14 protein-coding genes and 3 pseudogenes are annotated in these 17,543 nt (G+C 59.7%); 16 read left to right on the forward strand and 1 reads right to left on the reverse strand.

Features of this window, described 5'->3' with window-relative positions; all coding sequences use genetic code 11:
• Positions 1–5: 5 nt before the first annotated feature.
• The 10 genes and pseudogenes from BZ163_RS31170 (at position 6) to BZ163_RS31210 (ending at position 10,725) form a co-directional block, all read left to right on the forward strand.
• Positions 6–1,544: an AMP-binding protein gene (locus tag BZ163_RS31170; protein WP_128874132.1), complete on the forward strand. Its 1,539-nt coding sequence runs from the start codon at positions 6–8 to the stop codon at positions 1,542–1,544.
• 19 nt (positions 1,545–1,563) lie between these two features.
• On the forward strand, positions 1,564–2,367 hold the full coding sequence (locus BZ163_RS31175) for an enoyl-CoA hydratase/isomerase family protein (RefSeq protein WP_064676949.1): 804 nt from the start codon (positions 1,564–1,566) through the stop codon (positions 2,365–2,367).
• A gap of 194 nt (positions 2,368–2,561) precedes the next feature.
• Positions 2,562–3,980, forward strand: coding sequence for a sodium:solute symporter family protein (locus tag BZ163_RS31180; protein ID WP_064676950.1), 1,419 nt, complete (start codon positions 2,562–2,564; stop codon positions 3,978–3,980).
• Between the two features lie 75 nt (positions 3,981–4,055).
• The gene (locus BZ163_RS31185; protein ID WP_128874133.1) at positions 4,056–5,489 is read left to right on the forward strand and encodes a UbiD family decarboxylase; all 1,434 of its coding nucleotides are present in this window, start codon (positions 4,056–4,058) and stop codon (positions 5,487–5,489) included.
• Positions 5,490–5,567: 78 nt separating this feature from the next.
• The gene (locus BZ163_RS31190) at positions 5,568–6,917 is read left to right on the forward strand and encodes an MFS transporter (protein ID WP_128874134.1); all 1,350 of its coding nucleotides are present in this window, start codon (positions 5,568–5,570) and stop codon (positions 6,915–6,917) included.
• An 11-nt stretch (positions 6,918–6,928) separates the two neighbouring features.
• The gene (locus tag BZ163_RS31195; protein ID WP_256579176.1) at positions 6,929–7,636 is read left to right on the forward strand and encodes an SDR family NAD(P)-dependent oxidoreductase; all 708 of its coding nucleotides are present in this window, start codon (positions 6,929–6,931) and stop codon (positions 7,634–7,636) included.
• Entirely contained in the window at positions 7,596–7,688 is a 93-nt protein-coding gene (locus tag BZ163_RS36160) for a hypothetical protein (RefSeq protein WP_371916842.1), read from the forward strand. Before BZ163_RS31195 ends, BZ163_RS36160 begins: the two co-directional genes overlap by 41 nt.
• 14 nt (positions 7,689–7,702) lie before the next feature.
• A complete protein-coding gene (locus BZ163_RS31200) occupies positions 7,703–9,145 on the forward strand; it encodes an aldehyde dehydrogenase family protein (RefSeq protein ID WP_128874135.1) in 1,443 nt (480 codons plus the stop codon).
• Between the two features lie 20 nt (positions 9,146–9,165).
• Positions 9,166–10,119 carry a LysR family transcriptional regulator gene (locus BZ163_RS31205; protein ID WP_064676954.1) on the forward strand — a complete coding sequence of 318 codons (954 nt, stop codon included), beginning with the start codon at positions 9,166–9,168 and terminating at the stop codon, positions 10,117–10,119.
• Positions 10,103–10,725 (forward strand): annotated as a pseudogene (locus tag BZ163_RS31210) (UbiX family flavin prenyltransferase). The gene BZ163_RS31205 and the pseudogene BZ163_RS31210 overlap by 17 nt, the downstream one beginning before the upstream one ends.
• A gap of 16 nt (positions 10,726–10,741) precedes the next feature.
• Here the strand turns inward: BZ163_RS31210 and BZ163_RS31215 are convergent.
• Complete coding sequence (locus tag BZ163_RS31215) at positions 10,742–11,521, reverse strand: alpha/beta fold hydrolase (RefSeq protein WP_128874136.1); 780 nt, start codon at positions 11,519–11,521, stop codon at positions 10,742–10,744.
• Positions 11,522–11,609: 88 nt separating this feature from the next.
• Here BZ163_RS31215 and BZ163_RS31220 point away from each other — a divergent pair, with 88 nt between their 5' ends.
• The 6 genes and pseudogenes from BZ163_RS31220 to BZ163_RS31245 form a co-directional block, all read left to right on the forward strand.
• Entirely contained in the window at positions 11,610–12,581 is a 972-nt protein-coding gene (locus tag BZ163_RS31220) for an XdhC family protein (RefSeq protein WP_128874137.1), read from the forward strand.
• 186 nt (positions 12,582–12,767) lie between these two features.
• Positions 12,768–13,622 carry an AraC family transcriptional regulator gene (locus tag BZ163_RS31225; protein WP_128874138.1) on the forward strand — a complete coding sequence of 285 codons (855 nt, stop codon included), beginning with the start codon at positions 12,768–12,770 and terminating at the stop codon, positions 13,620–13,622.
• Positions 13,623–13,969: 347 nt separating this feature from the next.
• Positions 13,970–14,749 carry an ABC transporter ATP-binding protein gene (locus BZ163_RS31230; protein WP_103406127.1) on the forward strand — a complete coding sequence of 260 codons (780 nt, stop codon included), beginning with the start codon at positions 13,970–13,972 and terminating at the stop codon, positions 14,747–14,749.
• Between the two features lies 1 nt (position 14,750).
• Positions 14,751–15,461, forward strand: coding sequence for an ABC transporter ATP-binding protein (locus tag BZ163_RS31235; protein ID WP_083348737.1), 711 nt, complete (start codon positions 14,751–14,753; stop codon positions 15,459–15,461).
• A 174-nt stretch (positions 15,462–15,635) separates the two neighbouring features.
• Positions 15,636–16,521: pseudogene (locus BZ163_RS31240) on the forward strand (branched-chain amino acid ABC transporter permease).
• Between the two features lies 1 nt (position 16,522).
• Positions 16,523–17,419: pseudogene (locus BZ163_RS31245) on the forward strand (branched-chain amino acid ABC transporter permease); the annotation flags it as partial.
• Positions 17,420–17,543 lie beyond the last annotated feature (124 nt).

Below are 17,543 nucleotides of genomic sequence, written 5' to 3' on the forward strand. Positions count from 1 at the left end.
CAATAATGTTCGATCTCGGACGCAGTTTTCTCGCTGCCGTTGAACGCCGACCGCACGCCGTGGCGGTCAGCGACGGTGCGTTGAAGAAAACCTATGAAGAATGGTTCGTCGATATCCAGAGTGCTGCCTGGGGCTTGCAATGCCTTGGGCTGCAACGCGGTGACCGACTGCTGGTAGTCATGCAAAACCGCTGGCAGATGGCGACCCTGCATTGGGCCTGTCAGTTTGCGGGCATCGTCATGACCCCGTTGAACTGGCGTTCGACTGCCGAGGAACTGGGCTACTGCATCGAAGATGCGCAAATCCGTGCCGTGGCTTATGACGACGCTACCGTGACCGCCGTGGCCGGTTGCAGCGCCGCCACAAGGCTGCCACGGATCGCCGCCGGCCTGCGTGCCGCCAACACCGACCTGAGTTTCAAGGAACTGTGTTCGCAGACCCCCTCCGGCATCATTTTGCAGGCCGACGCCGAAGATTTTTCACTGCTGCTGTACACCTCCGGAACCACCAGCAAGCCCAAGGGCGTGCCCCGTCGGCACCGTAGTGAACGCGCCGCGGCGGTGGCTCACGTAGCGCAAAACCTCTACCGCCAGAGCGAGTGCACGCTGGGTGTCATGCCGCTTTACCACACCATGGGCGTGCGTTCGTTGCTGTCCATGGCGCTGATCGACGGGCATTTCGTCTGTGTGCCGAAGTTCGACGTGGAGGCCACGCTGCAGGCCATCGAGCGGGAAAAGGTCAGCAATCTGTACCTGGTGCCGACGCTCTACCACATGCTCATCGAACACCCGGCCTTTGCCCGCGAACGAGTAGCCAGTGTGGAGAAAATCGGCTTTGCCGGCGCGCCGATGAGCGACGGCTTGATGCGTCGCGTCGAACAGGCGTTCCAGCCGCAATTGTTCGTCAATCATTACGGCAGCTCGGAAATCTACACCTTCACCATCGACCAGCAGGCCAGTCGCAAACCCGGCTCGTCAGGGCGCAGTGCAATGAACCAGCGAGTGCGCGTGGTGCCGATCGATGCTGAAACGGTGGACGTGCAGGCCAACCCATTGGAGGAGGGCCAGATCATCGCCGACCTGGCGAGCGACGAGGCGTTCGAAGGCTACCTGAACCGCCCTGAAGCGAACGCCAAGGCATTGCGTGACGGCTGGTATTTCACCGGTGACATCGGCTACTTCGATCTGGAGGGCGATCTGTTCGTCACGGGTCGCGTCGATGACTTGATCATCACCGGCGGCGAAAACGTCAGCCCGGCGGAAATCGAAAACATGCTCTCGCTGCACCCGGCGGTGGAAGAAGTGGTGGTGGTCGGTCTGCCGGACGAGCAGTGGGGCAAGATCATTGCTGCGTTTATCAAGCCGCGCGCCGAGGTTTCGGAATGCGACCTCGATGCCCATTGCATCGCTTCGGGCCTGGCCAAGTTCAAGCGGCCACGGCGCTATCAGTTCATCGATCAGATTCCCAAATCTCCAGTGGGCAAGGTGCTGCGGCGCGTGCTGCTGGCCCAATTTCAGGAACAGGCCTTGAAGGCCATCAGCTAATCACCCAGAGGACACTCCCATGCAACAACAAGCGATCCAGCAATTTCTCGACACTCGGTTCGATGGCTTCCAGGTTGAAGTCGATGTGTCCCGCGAGCGTGCCGACATCATCCTCGACCGGGCGCCGTTGAACGTCATTTCCATGGGCCAGCGCGATCAACTGCGCCTGGTCTTCGAAGCCCTCGATGCACACAAGGGTGTGCGCGTCATCGTGCTGCGCTCGGTGGGTGAACACTTCTCCAGCGGCGGCGACATCAAGGGCTTCCTCGAAGCGTCGCCGGAGCACGTTTCGAAGCTGGCCTGGAACGTCGCGGCACCGGCACGTTGCGAAAAACCGGTGATCGTTGCCAACCGTGGCTACACCTTCGGCGTCGGTTTCGAACTGTCCCTGGCCTGCGATTTCCGCATTGCGTCGCAAACCACGCGCTACGCCTTGCCTGAGCAGAACCTGGGGCAGATCCCGGGCTCGGGTGGCTCCGCACGCCTGCAGAAAATCATCGGTATCACCCGCACCAAGCACATGGTGATGCGCGCCAAACGCATCACGGGCGACCAGGCTTATGCCTGGGGTATCGCGACCGAGGTTGTGCCGGATACCGAACTGGAAAGCACCGTCGATGCGCTGGTCGATGAACTGCGGCGCTTCTCGCCGTTGGCTCAACGCACGGCGAAAAAACTGATCAACGACAACGAAGATGCGCCGCTGACCGTCGCGATCGAAATGGAAGGTCACTGCTACAGCCGTCTGCGCAGTTCCAAGGACTTCAAGGAAGGCGTCGAAGCGTTTCACAGCAAGCGTGTGGCCGTGTTCACCGGCGAGTAAATGCGTACCGGCGAGCAGGTCCGGGAGCATGTCGGCAACGGCGTGCGCCCCTACGGAGCAGGGCCTGCCGCCCCTTCACTGAGACTGATAGGGCGCATCAATATTCGTTAATGGAAAACCTGTTGCGGGGCTCTTAGGGTGAGATCGGCTGCACCGAAATCCGTCCAATAAATATAAAAATCGGAGTTCCACTTATGGCTTCTAGCTGGCTGGTATTAACCATCGTGGCCGCCTACATGGTGGTCTTGGCGTTGATCAGTTTCTGGGTTCGACGCTCTACACAAAGCGCGAAAAACTTCACCACCGGAGGCAAGGACTTCCCGGCGGTGCTGATCGGTTTTCTGATGATGTCCGAGTTCATTGGCACTACCGCGAGCATTGGTACGGCTCAGGCGGGTTACACCTATGGCATTTCCGCTGCCTGGAACATCGCCGCCCTGGGCGTCGGTTTCGTGATCTTCTCCATGCTGTTGGCGAAGAAGTACAAGGACCTCGGCGAGAACACCATTTCCGGGGCGCTGGCCCGCACTTACGGCGAGCCGGTACGCTTCGCCACGTCAGTGATCATGATCTGCGCGCTGTCGATCGTTGCGGTCTCGATCTATGCCAGCGGCGGGGCAGTGCTCGCGACCTTGCTGGGCATCGAGCGGACGTCGGCGATCATCATCGTCGGTATTGTTTCGGTGCTGTACGTCGGCATCGGCGGCATGCGTTCGGTGATCTATACCAACGTCTTGCACGCGATAATGATGTACGCCGGGATTATCCTCGCCCTGGGTTTTGCCTTGAGCAAGGTTGGCGGCATGGGCGAGTTGGTGGCGCGACTGCCAGCGCCGATGTTCGAAGTCGACAACGTCGGTTGGCCGAAGATTTTCGCCTGGCTGGTGGCCGGTATCGGCGCGACGTTCGCCACCCAGTACGTGGTGCAGGCAGTGAATACCGTCAGTGACGGGCGCAAGGCCCAACATGCGAGTTTCTACTGTGCATTGATGTTGATTCCCTACGGCCTGATCGCTGCGATGGTGGGGATGTGCAGCGCGGTGTTGTTTCCGCAGATTCCTTCGTTGCAGGCCTTTCCGCAAATCCTCGGGCACATGCACGAATGGATGGCCGGGATCGTCGTCGCAGGACTGGCCGGGGCGCTGTTCGGCACCATGGCCGCGCTCACCATGGGCATCGCCACATTGTTGCTCAAGGACTTCTATCAGCCGTTCTTCAACCCCCGAGGGGATGATCGCAAGAATCTCAACTTTGCCCGGACCGCGACCATCGTCGCCGGCCTGCTGCCCATCACACTGGCGCTGTACGCCTCCGACGTTCTGGTGGTGACCTTCCTCGCCAAGGCCTTGCGCGCTTCACTCGCGGTGCTGGTGCTGATGGTGTTTTACGCGCCGACATTCGGCACGCGGCAGGGTGCGTTCATCAGCATCATCGCGTCACTGATCATCACCATCGGCTGGTTCCTGATGGGCAATCCCTATGGCATCGACAACGCCTACATCGCACTGGCCACGCCGCTCGTGATCATGACCCTGAGCCATTTGCTGCGCGGTGGCAAACCCGAACATGCCGACAGCACCAGGCCCGTCGGTGCGAGCACTACCGGAAACTGAATCCCGACGATTCAAACGGGCATGCCATCGGGGTGACCGGGCATGCCACCAAAACAATAATGACGAGGTAAGGCCATGCAGCCTGTGACTCTTTCCACCCCCGAAGCCGACAGGGCCGGGGACCTGCCAGCAGGCGCCAGCCTGCGTGGCTGGCTCGACCATTTGCAGCGCCGGCAGCGTTTGACAATGATACGTCCCGGCGTGGACCTGCGTTTCGGCGTTGCAGCGATTGCCAATCGTCTGGACGGCAAGAGCGCTTCACTGTTCCCCCAGCCGGGCGGCCATTCGATCGCGGTGGTGTCCGGTCTGTTGTCCGACCGGCAGTGGATGGCCGAGGCCATGGGCGTGGAGTCCGCTGAAGTGTTGGCGCGTTTCGAGGCGGCCAGCCTCAATCCCCTGCCGTGGCGCGAAGTCAGTGATGCAGTTTGTCAGCAAGTGGTGCATCGCGAGATCGACCTGAATCGACTGCTGCCAATTCCCACCCACAACGAGCACGACAGCGGCCCTTACATCACTGCTGGCCTGTTGATTACCCGCAACCCGCGCACCGGGGTGCAGAACGTTTCGATTCACCGCTTGCAGGTGAGCAGCCCAAATCGCCTGGGCGCGCTGCTGCTGCCACGCCATGCGCTGGCCTTCTTTCAGGAAGTCGAGGCGCTGGGTGAGGATCTGGAGGTGGCGGTGGTCATTGGAGCTGATCCGCTGACCTTGCTGGCATCCCAGGCCATCGTGCCCATCGATCACGACGAACTGGAAATTGCCGGTGCGCTGCATGGCCGTCCGCTGGCAGTAACGCGTTGTGTGACCAACCAGATTCGCGTACCTGCCGACGCCGAGATCGTCATCGAGGGCCGGCTGCTGGCCAAGGCGCGGGAGATGGAGGGCCCGTTCGGCGAGTTTCCGCAGTACTACGGCGAGCGCGCCGAACGCCATGTGATCGAAGTCGATGCCGTAACCCATCGTCACGACCCGATCTTTCACACCATCGTCGGCGGCGGCCTGGAACACTTGCTGCTCGGCGGCATCCCGCGCGAAGCGACCATGCTTGCGCACTTGCGCCGCAGCTTTCCGTGCGTGCGTGACGTGCACCTGAGCAAGGGCGGAGTGTGTCGTTATCACCTTTATGTGCAGATCGACAAACGCTCCGAAGGCGAGGGCAAGAACGTCATCCTCGGCGCGCTGGGCGGTCACTACGACATCAAGCACGTCACCGTGGTGGATATGGATGTGGACATTCATGACCCCATCGAAGTCGAGTGGGCGATTGCCACCCGGTTCCAGGCCGACCGGGACCTGGTGCTGATCCATGAATCCCAGGGCTCGAAACTCGATCCGTCCACCCGTGACGGTGTCGGCTCGAAGATGGGCTACGACGCCACGGTTCCGCTGTCGGCACCGACCATGCGCTTCAAGCGAATCCAGGTGCCGGGCCAACAGGAAGTCGAGCTCGACAAGGTGGCGCACGCGGCGCCGCCGGACTGGCAGTGCGTGCTCCAGAAGCACGATTGAACCCGGAGGCCGCTGGTGTTCAGCGGCCTGTTCCCGATAGTTCCAACCAGCTCAAGACACGTCTTGTGTGAGGCAACCATGACCACGACAACAACAACTGCACCGCCAACCAGCGCCGCTACCGATACACCGCAGATTCCACCGGGCAAGGCCTTGCTTGCGGCATTTGCCTCGACATTCGGCTGGGCGCTGGATTTGTTTGACCTGTTCATTCTGCTCTACGTGGCGCCGATCATCGGCCGTATGTTCTTCCCCTCGGACACCCCGACACTGTCGCTGGCCGCGGTGTATGCCTCGTTCGCCGTGGCCTTACTGGTGCGTCCGCTGGGCTCGGCGATCTTCGGCGCGTATGCCGACAAACACGGCCGCAAGCGTGCGTTGATGGTGTCGATGGTCGGCGTCGGTATTTCCACGGCACTGTTTGGCGCCTTGCCGACCATTCACCAGGTCGGGGTGTTGGCCCCGATACTGTTTTTGATCTTGCGGATCATTCAGGGCGTTTTCGTTGGCGGCATCGTCGCCTCCACTCACACCATCGGCACCGAATCCATCTCGCCGCGCTATCGCGGCTTGATGTCCGGGTTGATCGGTGGCGCCGGTGCCGGCATGGGCGCGCTGTTGGCGTCATTCACTTATCTGGTGTTGTCGGAGATCTTTCCCGGGGAGGAATTTGACGTCTGGGGCTGGCGCTTCATGTTCTTCTGCGGCTTGCTCAGCACGTTCTTCGGTCTGGTGATGTTCCGTTACCTGGAAGAAACCCCGGTCTGGCAGCAACTGCAACAAGCGCGCAAAACCAAGGGGCCGGCGGTGGTGGCCGTGTCGCCACTCAAGCGTCTGTTCGGTCGCGAGTACCGCGGCGTGATGCTGGTCAACCTGCTGATTACGTTCGGCGGCGGGGCTACGTATTACCTGGCCTGCGGTTATCTGCCGACCTTGCTCAACGTGGTCGCCAAAGTACCCCATACGCAGACTTCGCAGCTGCTCATGTACGGGTCGGTGGCAACCATTGTCGGAGCACTGGCCTTCGGTTACCTGAGTGACCTGATCGGCCGCAAGAAGACCTTCATGCTGCTGGGCGTGCTCAATCTGGTGAGCTTGCCGATGATGTTCCTCGGTGTCGCCGAGCCGGGTTCGCTGGCCCGCACTGCGCTGTATTGCGTGGGCATTGCCTTCATGGGCGGGGCGATCATCGCGCCGATCCTGATCTTCCTCAACGAACGCTTTGCCACCGAGCTGCGTGCCAGCGGCACCGGGTTGTCCTGGAACATCGGCTTCGCCCTCGGCGGAACCATGCCGACTTTTGTGTCCCTGTTCAGCAGCAGCCCGGCTCAAATCCCCATGGTGCTGGCGATGTTCGCTGCCGGCCTGTCGGTGATCTACCTGATCGGCAGCGTGGTGATTCCGGAAACCCAAGGCAACTTCAAGTAAAGGAAAACGCAATGAGCAGATTGAAGGGAAAAGTCGCGATCATTACCGGTGCCGCGCAAGGCATCGGTGCCACGTATGCCCAGGCCCTGGCGGCCGAGGGCGCGAAGGTGGTGCTTTGCGATTTGAAGGCGCCTGATGACACCGCTGCCGCGATCCGCAACAAGGGCGGTACGGCCCTGGCAATCGCTTGCGACGTGACCGACGGTGCCGCGGTTCAAGCCATGGTCGAGGAAGCCGTGGCGCAGTTCAGCGGTGTGCACGTACTGATCAACAACGCGGCGTTGTTTGCCACCCTGGAACTCAAACCGTTCGAGCAGACCAGCTCGGCGGAATGGGACCGGATCATGGCGGTCAACGTGCGCGGTTCTTTCGAGTGCGCGAAGGCGGTCATGCCGGTGATGCGCCGTCAGGGCTACGGCAAGATCGTCAACATTGCCTCGGCAACGGCGTTCAAAGGCGCGCCGATGATGGCGGCGTATGTCGCGTCGAAGGGCGCGGTGATTGCCCTGACTCGCTCGATTGCGCGGGAAGTCGGCGACGCCGGCATCCGCTGCAACTGCCTGGCGCCCGGCCTGACCATGAGCGCCAACGTCCAGGCCAATGGCCGCCTGGGCCGGGGATATCGTGCGCAACAACATTGCCAGCCGTTGCATCAAGCGCGAAGCGGTGCCGCAGGATCTGATCGGCGCGCTGCTGTTTCTGTCCAGCACCGACAGTGATTTCATGAGCGGCCAGACCATTGTGGTCGACGGCGGTTCGGTGACCCATTGATTCAAGGAGGACTCATGCAAAGCCAACACTTCATCGATGGACAATGGACCGCTACGGATCGTTGGACCGACAGTCTCGACCCGGCAAACGGTGAGCTGATCGGACGCTTTGCCGACGGCGGCGAGGCCGAAGCTGAAGCGGCGGTGGCCGCCGCCGCCCGTGCCTTCAACGACCCGCAGTGGGCGCAGAATCCACGCCTGCGTCAGCAGCTATTGCTGGAGTGGGCTGCCGGCCTGACAGCGCGTCAGGAACAGCTCGCGCAGTTGCTGACCCGCGAGAACGGCAAGGCATTGGCGCAGTCCCGAGGAGAGATCGGCGGGGCGATTTCCGAGATTCTTTATTACGCCGGCCTGGCCCGGCACAACCCGGGGCACATGCTCGAAGTGGCACCCGGTGAGTTCTCCAGCATGCTGCGCGAACCCGCCGGAGTGGCGGGGCTGATCATTCCGTGGAATGCCCCGGCGGTGCTGCTGGTGCGTGCTCTGGCGCCGGCGATCGCGGCGGGTTGCACGGTGGTGATCAAACCCGCGCCACAAACCGCGCTGTTCAACGCGGCGATGCTCGAACCGCTGTTCGCGTTGCCGGGCCTGCCGGCAGGGGCGGTCAATCTGTTCACCGAGAGCGGGCATGCCGGGGCAGCGCATCTGGTGGCTTCGCCGCGGGTGGATGTGCTCAGCTTCACGGGCTCGACCGCTACCGGCCAGCGCATCATGCGCGACTGCGCGGCGACCATGAAAAAGCTCTCTCTGGAACTGGGTGGGAAGTCCTGCTGCCTGGTCTTTGAAGATGCCAATATTGCCGCCATCGCGCCGAGACTGGCCGCGGCAGCCACCATTATCTCTGGCCAGCAATGCACTGCCGCCCGACGCGTGCTGGTGCATGCCAGCCGATTCGCCGAAATGAAAACCGCGCTGAGCGCCGCACTGGGGCGGATCCGCCTGGGCAATGGCCTCGATCCAGCGACGAACATGGGACCGCTGATCGACTGGCAATCCCGGGACAACGTCGAGCGACGCATCGGCGAGGCACTGGACAGCTGTGACGAAGTGCTGCTGGCCGGTGGTCGCCCGCAGGGTGAACTGGGCAATGGTGCATTCCTCGCGCCGTCGCTGATCGCCCATCGCGATAGCAGCGCGTTCTTTTGTCAGGAAGAAATTTTCGGCCCGTTGCTGGTGCTGGAGTCCTTCGAAGATGAAGCCGAGGCAGTAGCGCGCGCCAACCATACCGAGTTCGGTCTGTCCGCGAGTGTCTGGACCGGGCAGGGCGCTCGCGCCTGGCGTGTCGCTCGGGCACTGCGCAACGGTACGGTGTGGCTCAACGACCACAACAAATTGTTCGCCGAGGCGGAAACCGGTGGCTACCGCAAGAGCGGCCTGGGGCGCTTGCATGGCGTCGATGCGCTGCTGGATTTCAGCGAGCTCAAACACATTTATCAGAACGTCGGCACGCTCGGTTGAGCGCGCACGCGAGGGTGACTATGGAGCTGCGCCATCTGAAGTATTTCACCTGCCTCTATGAAGAGGGCTCCGTCACCCGGGCTGCACAGCGCTTGAATATCGTGCAACCGGCGTTGTCGATGCAGATCGCCAGGCTTGAGGAAGAGCTCGGGCAGACGTTGTTCGAGCGCAGCTCCAAGGGCATGGCGCCGACCGAGGCCGCAGATCAGGCTTATCGCTTGTTCATGCCGATTCTTGGCCAGCTGCTGGCGGCGCGTCAGGCCCTGATCGACCGTAGCGGCCAGATTGGCGGACGCATCAGCGCCGGGCTGATCGCGTCTGCCGCCAACAACGCGTTGGCGAGCACGCTGGCGCATTTCGTCGAGCATCAGCCACAGGTTGAATTGAGCGTCACCTCGGGCTACAGCCAGGAATTGATCGCGAAGGTCCTGACCGGCGTGCTGGATTTCGCGGTCATCAACCAAAGCTTTCAGCATGAGCACCTGATCGGCCACGACATCTTCGATGAGGAGCTACTGGTCGCCACCGGTGCAGCCAATCGCCTCAACGGAGCGTTGCCCTTGCCGTTGGCCAGTCTGGCGGGATTCAAACTGGTGCTGCCCTCGCGTCGTCACGGGTTGCGCAGGGTGATTGACCAGCACCTTGCTGCCCAGGGCATTGAAGTCACCCCGCAGTTGGAGGTGGACGATCTGGCGGTCATCGAGGACTTCTTGCGTCGCAGCGACTGGGTCAGCGTGCTGCCGGCAACCATCCTGCATCGCGGATTGCACGAAGGCGCGTTGCGCGCCTATCCGCTGGCCGCGCCAGGAATCAGCCGGCGCATGGTCTGTGTGCACGACGCCCGTCGACCATTGACCCCGGCGGCAATGCTGTTCATCGAGATGATCGGCAAAACCATGACCACCGCACTCGACACCATCCATTTCTACAAAGAAGGTCCGATAGAGGAAGGCAACCATGGGCACTCCCGGTAATAGCCGGCCGCAGCGGCTGATCGTAGGAATTTCCGGTGCCTCAGGCGCCGTCTATGGCGTGCGTCTGTTGGAGCTGTTGCGCGACACGCCGATTGAAACCCATCTGGTGGTCAGCAAATCGGCGCTGATTACTTTGGCCCATGAAACCGATATGTCCTGGTCCCGGATCAAGACCCTTGCGGACGTCAGCTACGTCAATCAGGACATTGGCGCGGCAATCGCCAGTGGCTCGTTCAAAACCATGGGCATGATCATCGCGCCGTGTTCGATACGCAGCTTGTCGGAGATTGCCAGCGGCGTGACTTCAACACTGCTGACTCGCGCGCCGACGTGGTGCTCAAGGAACGCCGGCGCCTCGTGCTGATGGTTCGCGAGACGCCACTGCACCGCAATCACCTGCGCAGCATGACCGAGTTGGCCGAACTCGGTGCAGTGATCGCGCCGCCAGTGCCAGCGTTCTATGCCAAGCCGACCAGCCTGGAAGACATGATCGATCACACCGTTGGCAGGGTGCTGGATATGTTCGATATCGAACTGGGTGTCGTCCGTCGCTGGCGTGAACGGCCGGAGCGCGTAGCAACGCTGGATGAGGTGGTCGATGGTTGAGTCACGTTCGGTACATTCAGGCGGGGAGGCGCTCCAGGAATTCGCAGACCAGCTCCAAGGTCCGCTCGGTCGCTTCGGTCTGGGGAAAGTGCCGGCAGTCATCCAGCAACACACAGCGGCAGGGCCCAGGCACCTGTCGCTGGATGACCACCAGTTGCTCGGGCGTGGCGTAGTGGTCTTCGCGACCCTGAATGACCAGCAGCGGCTTTTCGATATAAGCCAACTGCGCTTCAAGATCGTCCAGGGAAAAGTCCGGGTGCAACCAGCTGTCGCTCCAACCGTGAAAAGCGCCGTCGACATTGGTTCCATGGTGGCGTGCCAGGCGTTCGCGCAATTCGCCCTGTTGCCAAACCTCGGTGGTATGTCGAATGCCATCGAGGCTCTCGGTCTCGACAATCACGTGAGGCGCCAGTGCAATGCTGCCCAACACCCTTGGATCGTTGGCGGCGGCATAGGCGAGGACGATGGATGCACCGTCACTGTGACCGAGCAAGACCACGTGCGGCAGTTGCAGGGCATCGAGCAATTGCCGCAGTTCACGTGGGCCGTCGCTGCTCAGGTAGTTCAGCGGACGCGGCAGGGTTACCGGGCTCGAATGCCCGTAACCCTGACGGCTGTAAGTGACCACACCGCAACCGCTGGCCTGGGCCAGGCGCAGGGGGAAGTCTTTCCATTGGTCGGCGCTGCCGAGGCCTTCATGCAACAGCACAAGCGTCGGTCGCGATGGGTCAGCTGCAGGCAGGTGGCGGTATTCCAGACGCAGCGGCCCAAGTTGCAAAAATTGTTGTGGCGACATGTTGAATCAACGATTGGACAAGGTTGCTCGCAGGTTACCGTAAACGTAACCCTGCAGGCAGCACCACGCTTTGCTTGAGGTATAAAACATGCGTCATCTCGATGTTCAGGTGATCGACCAGGCACTGCAATGGGCTCGCGCCGGGCAGGCCCAGTGGCTGTGCACGGTGCTCTCCACCTATGGCTCTGCGCCGCGTGCGCCGGGTGCGATGCTGGTGACCAATGGCACGGGCGAACACGTCGGCTCGCTGTCGGGTGGCTGCGTCGAAGAGGAATTTCTCGAAAGCCTGGCGCGGGGTGAATTACGCGAACCGGCGCAGATCGTCAGCTATGGCGACAGCGTCGAGCAACGCCACCGTCTGCGATTGCCCTGTGGTGGCGTGCTGATCGTGCTGGTCGAGCACCGCGCTGCCAGTCTCGAATGGATCGCGCACCTGGAGGGTCTGCAAGCGGCGTTATTGGGTCAGCGCCGTCTGCTGCGTCACGTCGAGCTGAGTAGCGGTGCCCTGCGCCTGGACCCGGACACCGGGCACGGCAGCGAACGGGTGCAAGTCGTCGACGAAAGGGTGCGCATCAGTGTTGGCCCGGCGCTACGACTGATTCTGGCAGGACTCTCGCCGGTCGCTGAAGTTTGCGCCAGTTTCGCCCGAGCCATCGGCTGCGAAGTTATCGCCTGCGACCCCCGGGAAGAGATGCTGCATGTACATCTCGAAGGCGTGGAGATGCAGCGTGTACTGCCCTCGATGTTTATCGCCGCCGGAGGTTGCCACGCAGCGACCGCGGTGGTGGCGCTGACTCATGATCCGCGAATCGATGATCTGGCGCTGATGGAAGCGGTTCACACCCCGGCGTTTTACGTCGGCGCCATGGGCTCTCAGGCAACCTCGGCCAAGCGCGCCGAGCGGCTCAAACGCATCGGTGGTCTGACGGATGAACAGATTGCCCGTTTGCACATGCCCATCGGCCTCGATCTGGGCAGCAAGGCCCCGGCGGAAATCGCTCTGGCGGTGGTGGCCGATATCCTGCGCGTCTATCACGGGAAAGAACGCCATGCCCTGTAAGGCGGTTTTTCCGATGAGCGTGGGGGCTGCGAAAGTCGAGGTAGACGCTCGGTCATTCGCGCGCGATAGTGGCCAGAAAAGTGCTGAATCATTGAGTGATCGCCGGGGTCCGGAAACACATGGACGCCGCGATAATCCTTCATGGTGGCCGATAACAATATCGCTTCAAGCGAGCGGAGGAATCTGATGTCGATTGCCCAACGGGTTTTCCACGGCAGGTTTGGCCGGGTCGCCTTGCTGAACATGGATCGTTCGCTGGTTACCCACACCCATTCCGAATGCCATGTGCTGGTCAAAGTGTCCGGTGAAGACACTTACTTCAACGTCAACGGGCGGCGGGTGCCGCTCAGCGATCGCACGGCGGTGCTGGTCAACGCCTGGGAGCCGCATTTCTACGATCCGCAGCCGGGTGCCGGTGCCACTGTCATCCTGGCGCTCTACATCGAGCCCGCCTGGCTGGCCACTGCCCAGCAGTCGCTGGCGCTCAGCGGTCGGCCGGACTTTTTTGCCCGGTCATGCATCGAGCTGTCGAGTCGTAATCGCACCTTGGCCGATATCCTGGTCGCCGAAGCGCATGGCTGCGGGATCGTGCCGAAAGAGCGCATGGAATTCATGCTGTTCGACTTCCTGATCGAACTGATCGAGGACTTTTCCAGCTGGCGGCATTTGTCGCTATTAGGGGCGCCGAGCTCAGGTGAGTTCCGGGACGCACGTGTGCGCCGTGGCACCGCCTGGTTGCTTGAGCACCTCGATGATCCGCACCCGATCGACAACGCCGCGCGGGCTTGTGGTCTGTCCCGGGCGCACTTCTTTGCGCTATTCAAGAAAGATACCGGTATGACGCCGACCCTGTTGCTCAACGACGCGCGCATGCGCCGGGCTTTCGCCTGGCTGGAGCGCGAGCGCAGTGGGACGTTGGGCCTGTTGTCGGAGAACCTCGGGTTCTCCGAGCAAGGTCATTTCACGCGGTTTTTTCAGCAACACATCGGCGCCTCTCCCAGCCAGTACCGGAGGGTAGTGGATAGTTATGCGGGGGGTTGAATATCGCCTCAGCTGAATCCTGGTCTGCTCAGGTTCTTTCCTGAAATTCAGACACTAAGGCAAACTTGCGGACGGCAGCGCAAAACTCCATCGCTCAAGGCAAGGCATTCCCTGTGCCTTTCTCCCACACTCGGCTCTAATGCCAGGGGCCGGGTGTGGTTGGCAAAAGCGTTGGCTATGTCTATAGCCGCTTAACCATCCCCGGTCACAATACTGAAAAATGGCTGGACTCGAGAAAATAAAGACTTTTTACGTATAAATGGTTCCTTAAAATAATATTGGACCAGTATTAGTCGACGACTTAGATTCACATTACAAGAAAAGCAAGAACGTGAGTTGAAAATAATATGGCTAATGATGCGATTCTGGAAACTGTTGGTTTGACCAAAGAGTTCAAAGGATTTACCGCTGTTGAAAATGTCAACTTGCGTGTGAAGCGTGGCTCAATTCATGCCCTGATCGGTCCCAACGGTGCCGGAAAGACGACATGTTTTAACTTGCTCACCAAGTTTCTCGATCCTACCCAAGGGACTATTCGCTTCAACGGCCAGGACATCACTCGTGAGCACCCAGCTGCAGTAGCGCGCAGAGGGATGATTCGATCTTTCCAGATATCGGCAGTCTTTCCTCGCCTTACCGTGCGAGAAAACATCTATATTCCGCTACAGCGAAGCCTGGGGACTTCCTTCCATTTCTGGAAGTCGCGCGCTGCACTTGCCGCTCTTGACGATAGAGCGATGGAGTTGCTCGCCCAAGTGGGATTGGAGTCATTCGCCGATCTAGTAGCAATGGAACTGTCCTATGGCCGCAAGCGCGCGCTGGAAATAGCCACCACTTTAGCGCTGGACCCTGAGTTGATGTTGCTCGATGAACCCACCCAAGGCATGGGGCATGAAGACGTCGATTGGGTCATGGAGCTGATCAAGAATGTCGCCGCCAACCGCACTGTCCTGATGGTCGAGCATAACATGAAGGTTGTAGAGGGGATTTGCGACACTATCACGGTACTTGCTCGCGGCAGTGTGCTCGCCGAGGGCAGTTATTCTGAAGTTTCAGTCAATCCACTCGTGGTCGAAGCCTATATGGGGAGTGCCGACAGTGAGCTGCACTCTCCAGGGAGCCATTGATATGACCAATGCTACCGAATACATGCGAGTTGCCAACTTGCAAGCCTTCTACGGTGAGTCTCACGTTCTCCACGGCATTGACTTCACTGTGAAGCAGGGTGAATGCGTTACTTTGTTAGGTCGCAATGGCGCAGGCCGCACCACCACCTTGCGAGCCATTATGGGGCTCACGGGGAAGCGCCAGGGTTCGATCATAATAGACGGTACTGAAACCATCGATCTATCGCCCCATAAGATTGCGCGCCTGGGTGTGGGTTATTGCCCAGAGGAAAGAGGCATCTATGCCAGTCTTTCGTGTGAGGAAAATCTGCTGTTGCTGCCGCGTTTAGGAAACAATGGAATGTGCCTGGAGGAAATCTATGAGATGTTCCCCAACCTCTACGAGCGTCGTCACAGCCAAGGTACCCGCATGTCGGGTGGTGAACAGCAAATGCTGGCCCTGGCCCGAGTCCTGCGCACTGGTGCGCGCCTTCTACTGCTTGACGAGATATCCGAGGGACTTGCACCGGTCATCGTCCAGCGGCTCGCCGAAATCATCCGCCAGCTCAAGAGCAAGGGCTTCACAATCCTTCTGGTCGAACAGAATTCACGTTTTGCCGCCCCCCTCGCGGATCGCATGTACATCGTCGAGCACGGCAAGATTATCGCTGAGATTCACCAGCACGAAGTTGGGCAAAAAAGCGATCTGCTTCAAGAATATTTAGGGATCTAATATCGGCTAAAGCACTTGTCTGGTTTAGACGGTTCCAACGGCGAGCCAAGGGATTTAAAGCCTGCAACCCCTACAACGCACCTTCTGGGTACAAGGCTGAAGCGTGTGGCTCTATAAGTATTCCAGGCTCTTCGGCGAATATCCTACTAATAACAAATCGTCAGGATAAACAATATGGCAACACTCTTCGATGTTCCATTGTCGGCCTTGACAGGCCAACTTATGCTAGGACTGGTTAACGGCTCGTTTTACGCGATCCTCAGCCTGGGCCTGGCAGTTATATTTGGCATGCTTCGCATCATCAATTTCGCGCACGGTGCGTTTTTCATGATGGGAGCGTTTTTTTCATGGATGTGTCTCAATTATTTTGGCGTCAACTATTGGTGGTCATTGTTGCTTGTACCACTCACGGTGGGGATTGTCGGCGTTGTGATCGAACGCGCTCTGCTGCAGTGGTTGTATAAGCTCGATCATCTATACGGTTTATTGCTGACATTTGGGATGGCGCTCATCATCGAGGGCGTTTTCCGTAATGAATTTGGTGTTTCAGGTCAACCCTACGCAGTCCCTGAGGCACTGAAAGGGGCAATGAATCTGGGTTTCATGTTTCTACCCGTCTACCGAGTCTGGGTGATTGTTGCCTCGCTTGCCGTATGCGCCCTGACATGGTTCATGATCGAAAGGACACGCTTGGGGTCATACTTGCGTGCTGCCACGGAAAACCCGGCATTGACCCAGGCCTTCGGCATTAATGTACCTGTCATGGTGATGCTGACTTATGGTTTCGGCGTCGCGCTGGCCAGTTTTGCCGGGGTGCTGGCTGCGCCAGTATTACAAGTCAGTCCCATGATGGGCTCGCAGTTGATTATTGTGGTATTTGCGGTAGTGGTGATTGGCGGGATGGGCTCAATTTTTGGCGCCATTATTACCGGTCTTTCACTCGGCGTGATTGAGGGTTTGGCCAAGCTGTTCTATCCGGAAGTTTCCGCAACCATTGTTTTTATTATCATGGCGATCGTCCTGTTATTTCGGCCGCGGTCTATTTGGGAGGGCTGAGTAACATGTCATCGAGAACGCGACTATTAGGCTGTATCCTTCTGCTCATCTGCGGCGCTATTGTCCCCTTCGCCATATACCCGATACTGGCCATGAAGGTGCTTTGTTTTGCGCTGTTTGCCTGTGCATTCAATCTTTTGCTTGGCTATACCGGCTTGCTTTCGTTCGGTCATGCCGTCTTTTTCGGCGCAGCCGCTTATGTGAGCGCCTACAGCATCAAGGTGTGGGGCTTCCCGCCCGAGCTGGGGATCCTCACAGCGGTTGTGGCTGCCGCCGTGCTGGGGTTGGGATTCGGCCTGTTGGCGATACGGTGCTCAGGCATCTACTTTGCGATGATCACATTGGCGTTGGCGCAGATGATGTATTTCGTCTTCCTGCAATCTCCGTTCACCGGAGGGGAGGACGGTTTACAAGGTGTGCAGCGCGGGCTGTTATTTGGGTTTATCGACCTCAGCAACGACGTAAATCTGTACTACCTGGTGTTTGCCATCTTTGTTTTTGGCTTCTGGTTGATCCATCGCGTTATCCAGTCTCCTTTTGGCCAGATTCTCAAAGCCATTCGAGAAAACGAGTCGAGGGTGATTTCCCTGGGCTATCAGGCAGCCCGATACAAATTGTTGGCCTTCGTTCTTTCGGCTGCTCTGGCGGGGCTCGCTGGCGGTACAAAAGCCGTGGTGTTTCAGTTCGCGACCTTGAGCGACGCCCATTGGCAGACCTCGGGCGAAGTAGTGCTGATGACCCTGCTCGGAGGCCTGGGCACCGTCTTCGGCCCACTGATAGGGGCCGCCATCGTTGTGACTCTGCAGAACGCATTGGCCGATAAGGTGGGCGCGCTCTTGCCAGTCATCATGGGCGTCATTTTCATCGTTTGCGTGCTGCTCTTTCGCCGCGGTATTGCCGGGGAGTTTGCGGCTTTCTACCAAAGCAGGCTGGCGGCAAGGCGCGCTGATGCAAACCGCCGAAAGTCTCTTGGGGCCTCTCGCAAAGGGGGCGGTGCAAGGGGAGCGGATGGTTCGGCGAGGGAGG

The organism is Pseudomonas sp. VI4.1, from assembly GCF_002029345.1.
Taxonomy (GTDB): Bacteria; Pseudomonadota; Gammaproteobacteria; order Pseudomonadales; family Pseudomonadaceae; genus Aquipseudomonas.

Bases quoted from the DNA above. Each gene is read 5' to 3' on its own strand.
- BZ163_RS31220 (WP_128874137.1), top strand. From the start codon at position 11,610: ATGCGTCATCTCGATGTTCAGGTGATCGACCAGGCACTGCAATGGGCT.
- BZ163_RS31205 (WP_064676954.1), top strand. From the start codon at position 9,166: ATGGAGCTGCGCCATCTGAAGTATTTCACCTGCCTCTATGAAGAGGGC.
- BZ163_RS31180 (WP_064676950.1), top strand. From the start codon at position 2,562: ATGGCTTCTAGCTGGCTGGTATTAACCATCGTGGCCGCCTACATGGTG.
- BZ163_RS31225 (WP_128874138.1), top strand. From the start codon at position 12,768: ATGTCGATTGCCCAACGGGTTTTCCACGGCAGGTTTGGCCGGGTCGCC.
- BZ163_RS31175 (WP_064676949.1), top strand. From the start codon at position 1,564: ATGCAACAACAAGCGATCCAGCAATTTCTCGACACTCGGTTCGATGGC.
- BZ163_RS31170 (WP_128874132.1), top strand. From the start codon at position 6: ATGTTCGATCTCGGACGCAGTTTTCTCGCTGCCGTTGAACGCCGACCG.
- BZ163_RS31230 (WP_103406127.1), top strand. From the start codon at position 13,970: ATGGCTAATGATGCGATTCTGGAAACTGTTGGTTTGACCAAAGAGTTC.
- BZ163_RS31195 (WP_256579176.1), top strand. From the start codon at position 6,929: ATGAGCAGATTGAAGGGAAAAGTCGCGATCATTACCGGTGCCGCGCAA.
- BZ163_RS31215 (WP_128874136.1), bottom strand. From the start codon at position 11,521: ATGTCGCCACAACAATTTTTGCAACTTGGGCCGCTGCGTCTGGAATAC.
- BZ163_RS31185 (WP_128874133.1), top strand. From the start codon at position 4,056: ATGCAGCCTGTGACTCTTTCCACCCCCGAAGCCGACAGGGCCGGGGAC.
- BZ163_RS31235 (WP_083348737.1), top strand. From the start codon at position 14,751: ATGACCAATGCTACCGAATACATGCGAGTTGCCAACTTGCAAGCCTTC.
- BZ163_RS31200 (WP_128874135.1), top strand. From the start codon at position 7,703: ATGCAAAGCCAACACTTCATCGATGGACAATGGACCGCTACGGATCGT.
- BZ163_RS31190 (WP_128874134.1), top strand. From the start codon at position 5,568: ATGACCACGACAACAACAACTGCACCGCCAACCAGCGCCGCTACCGAT.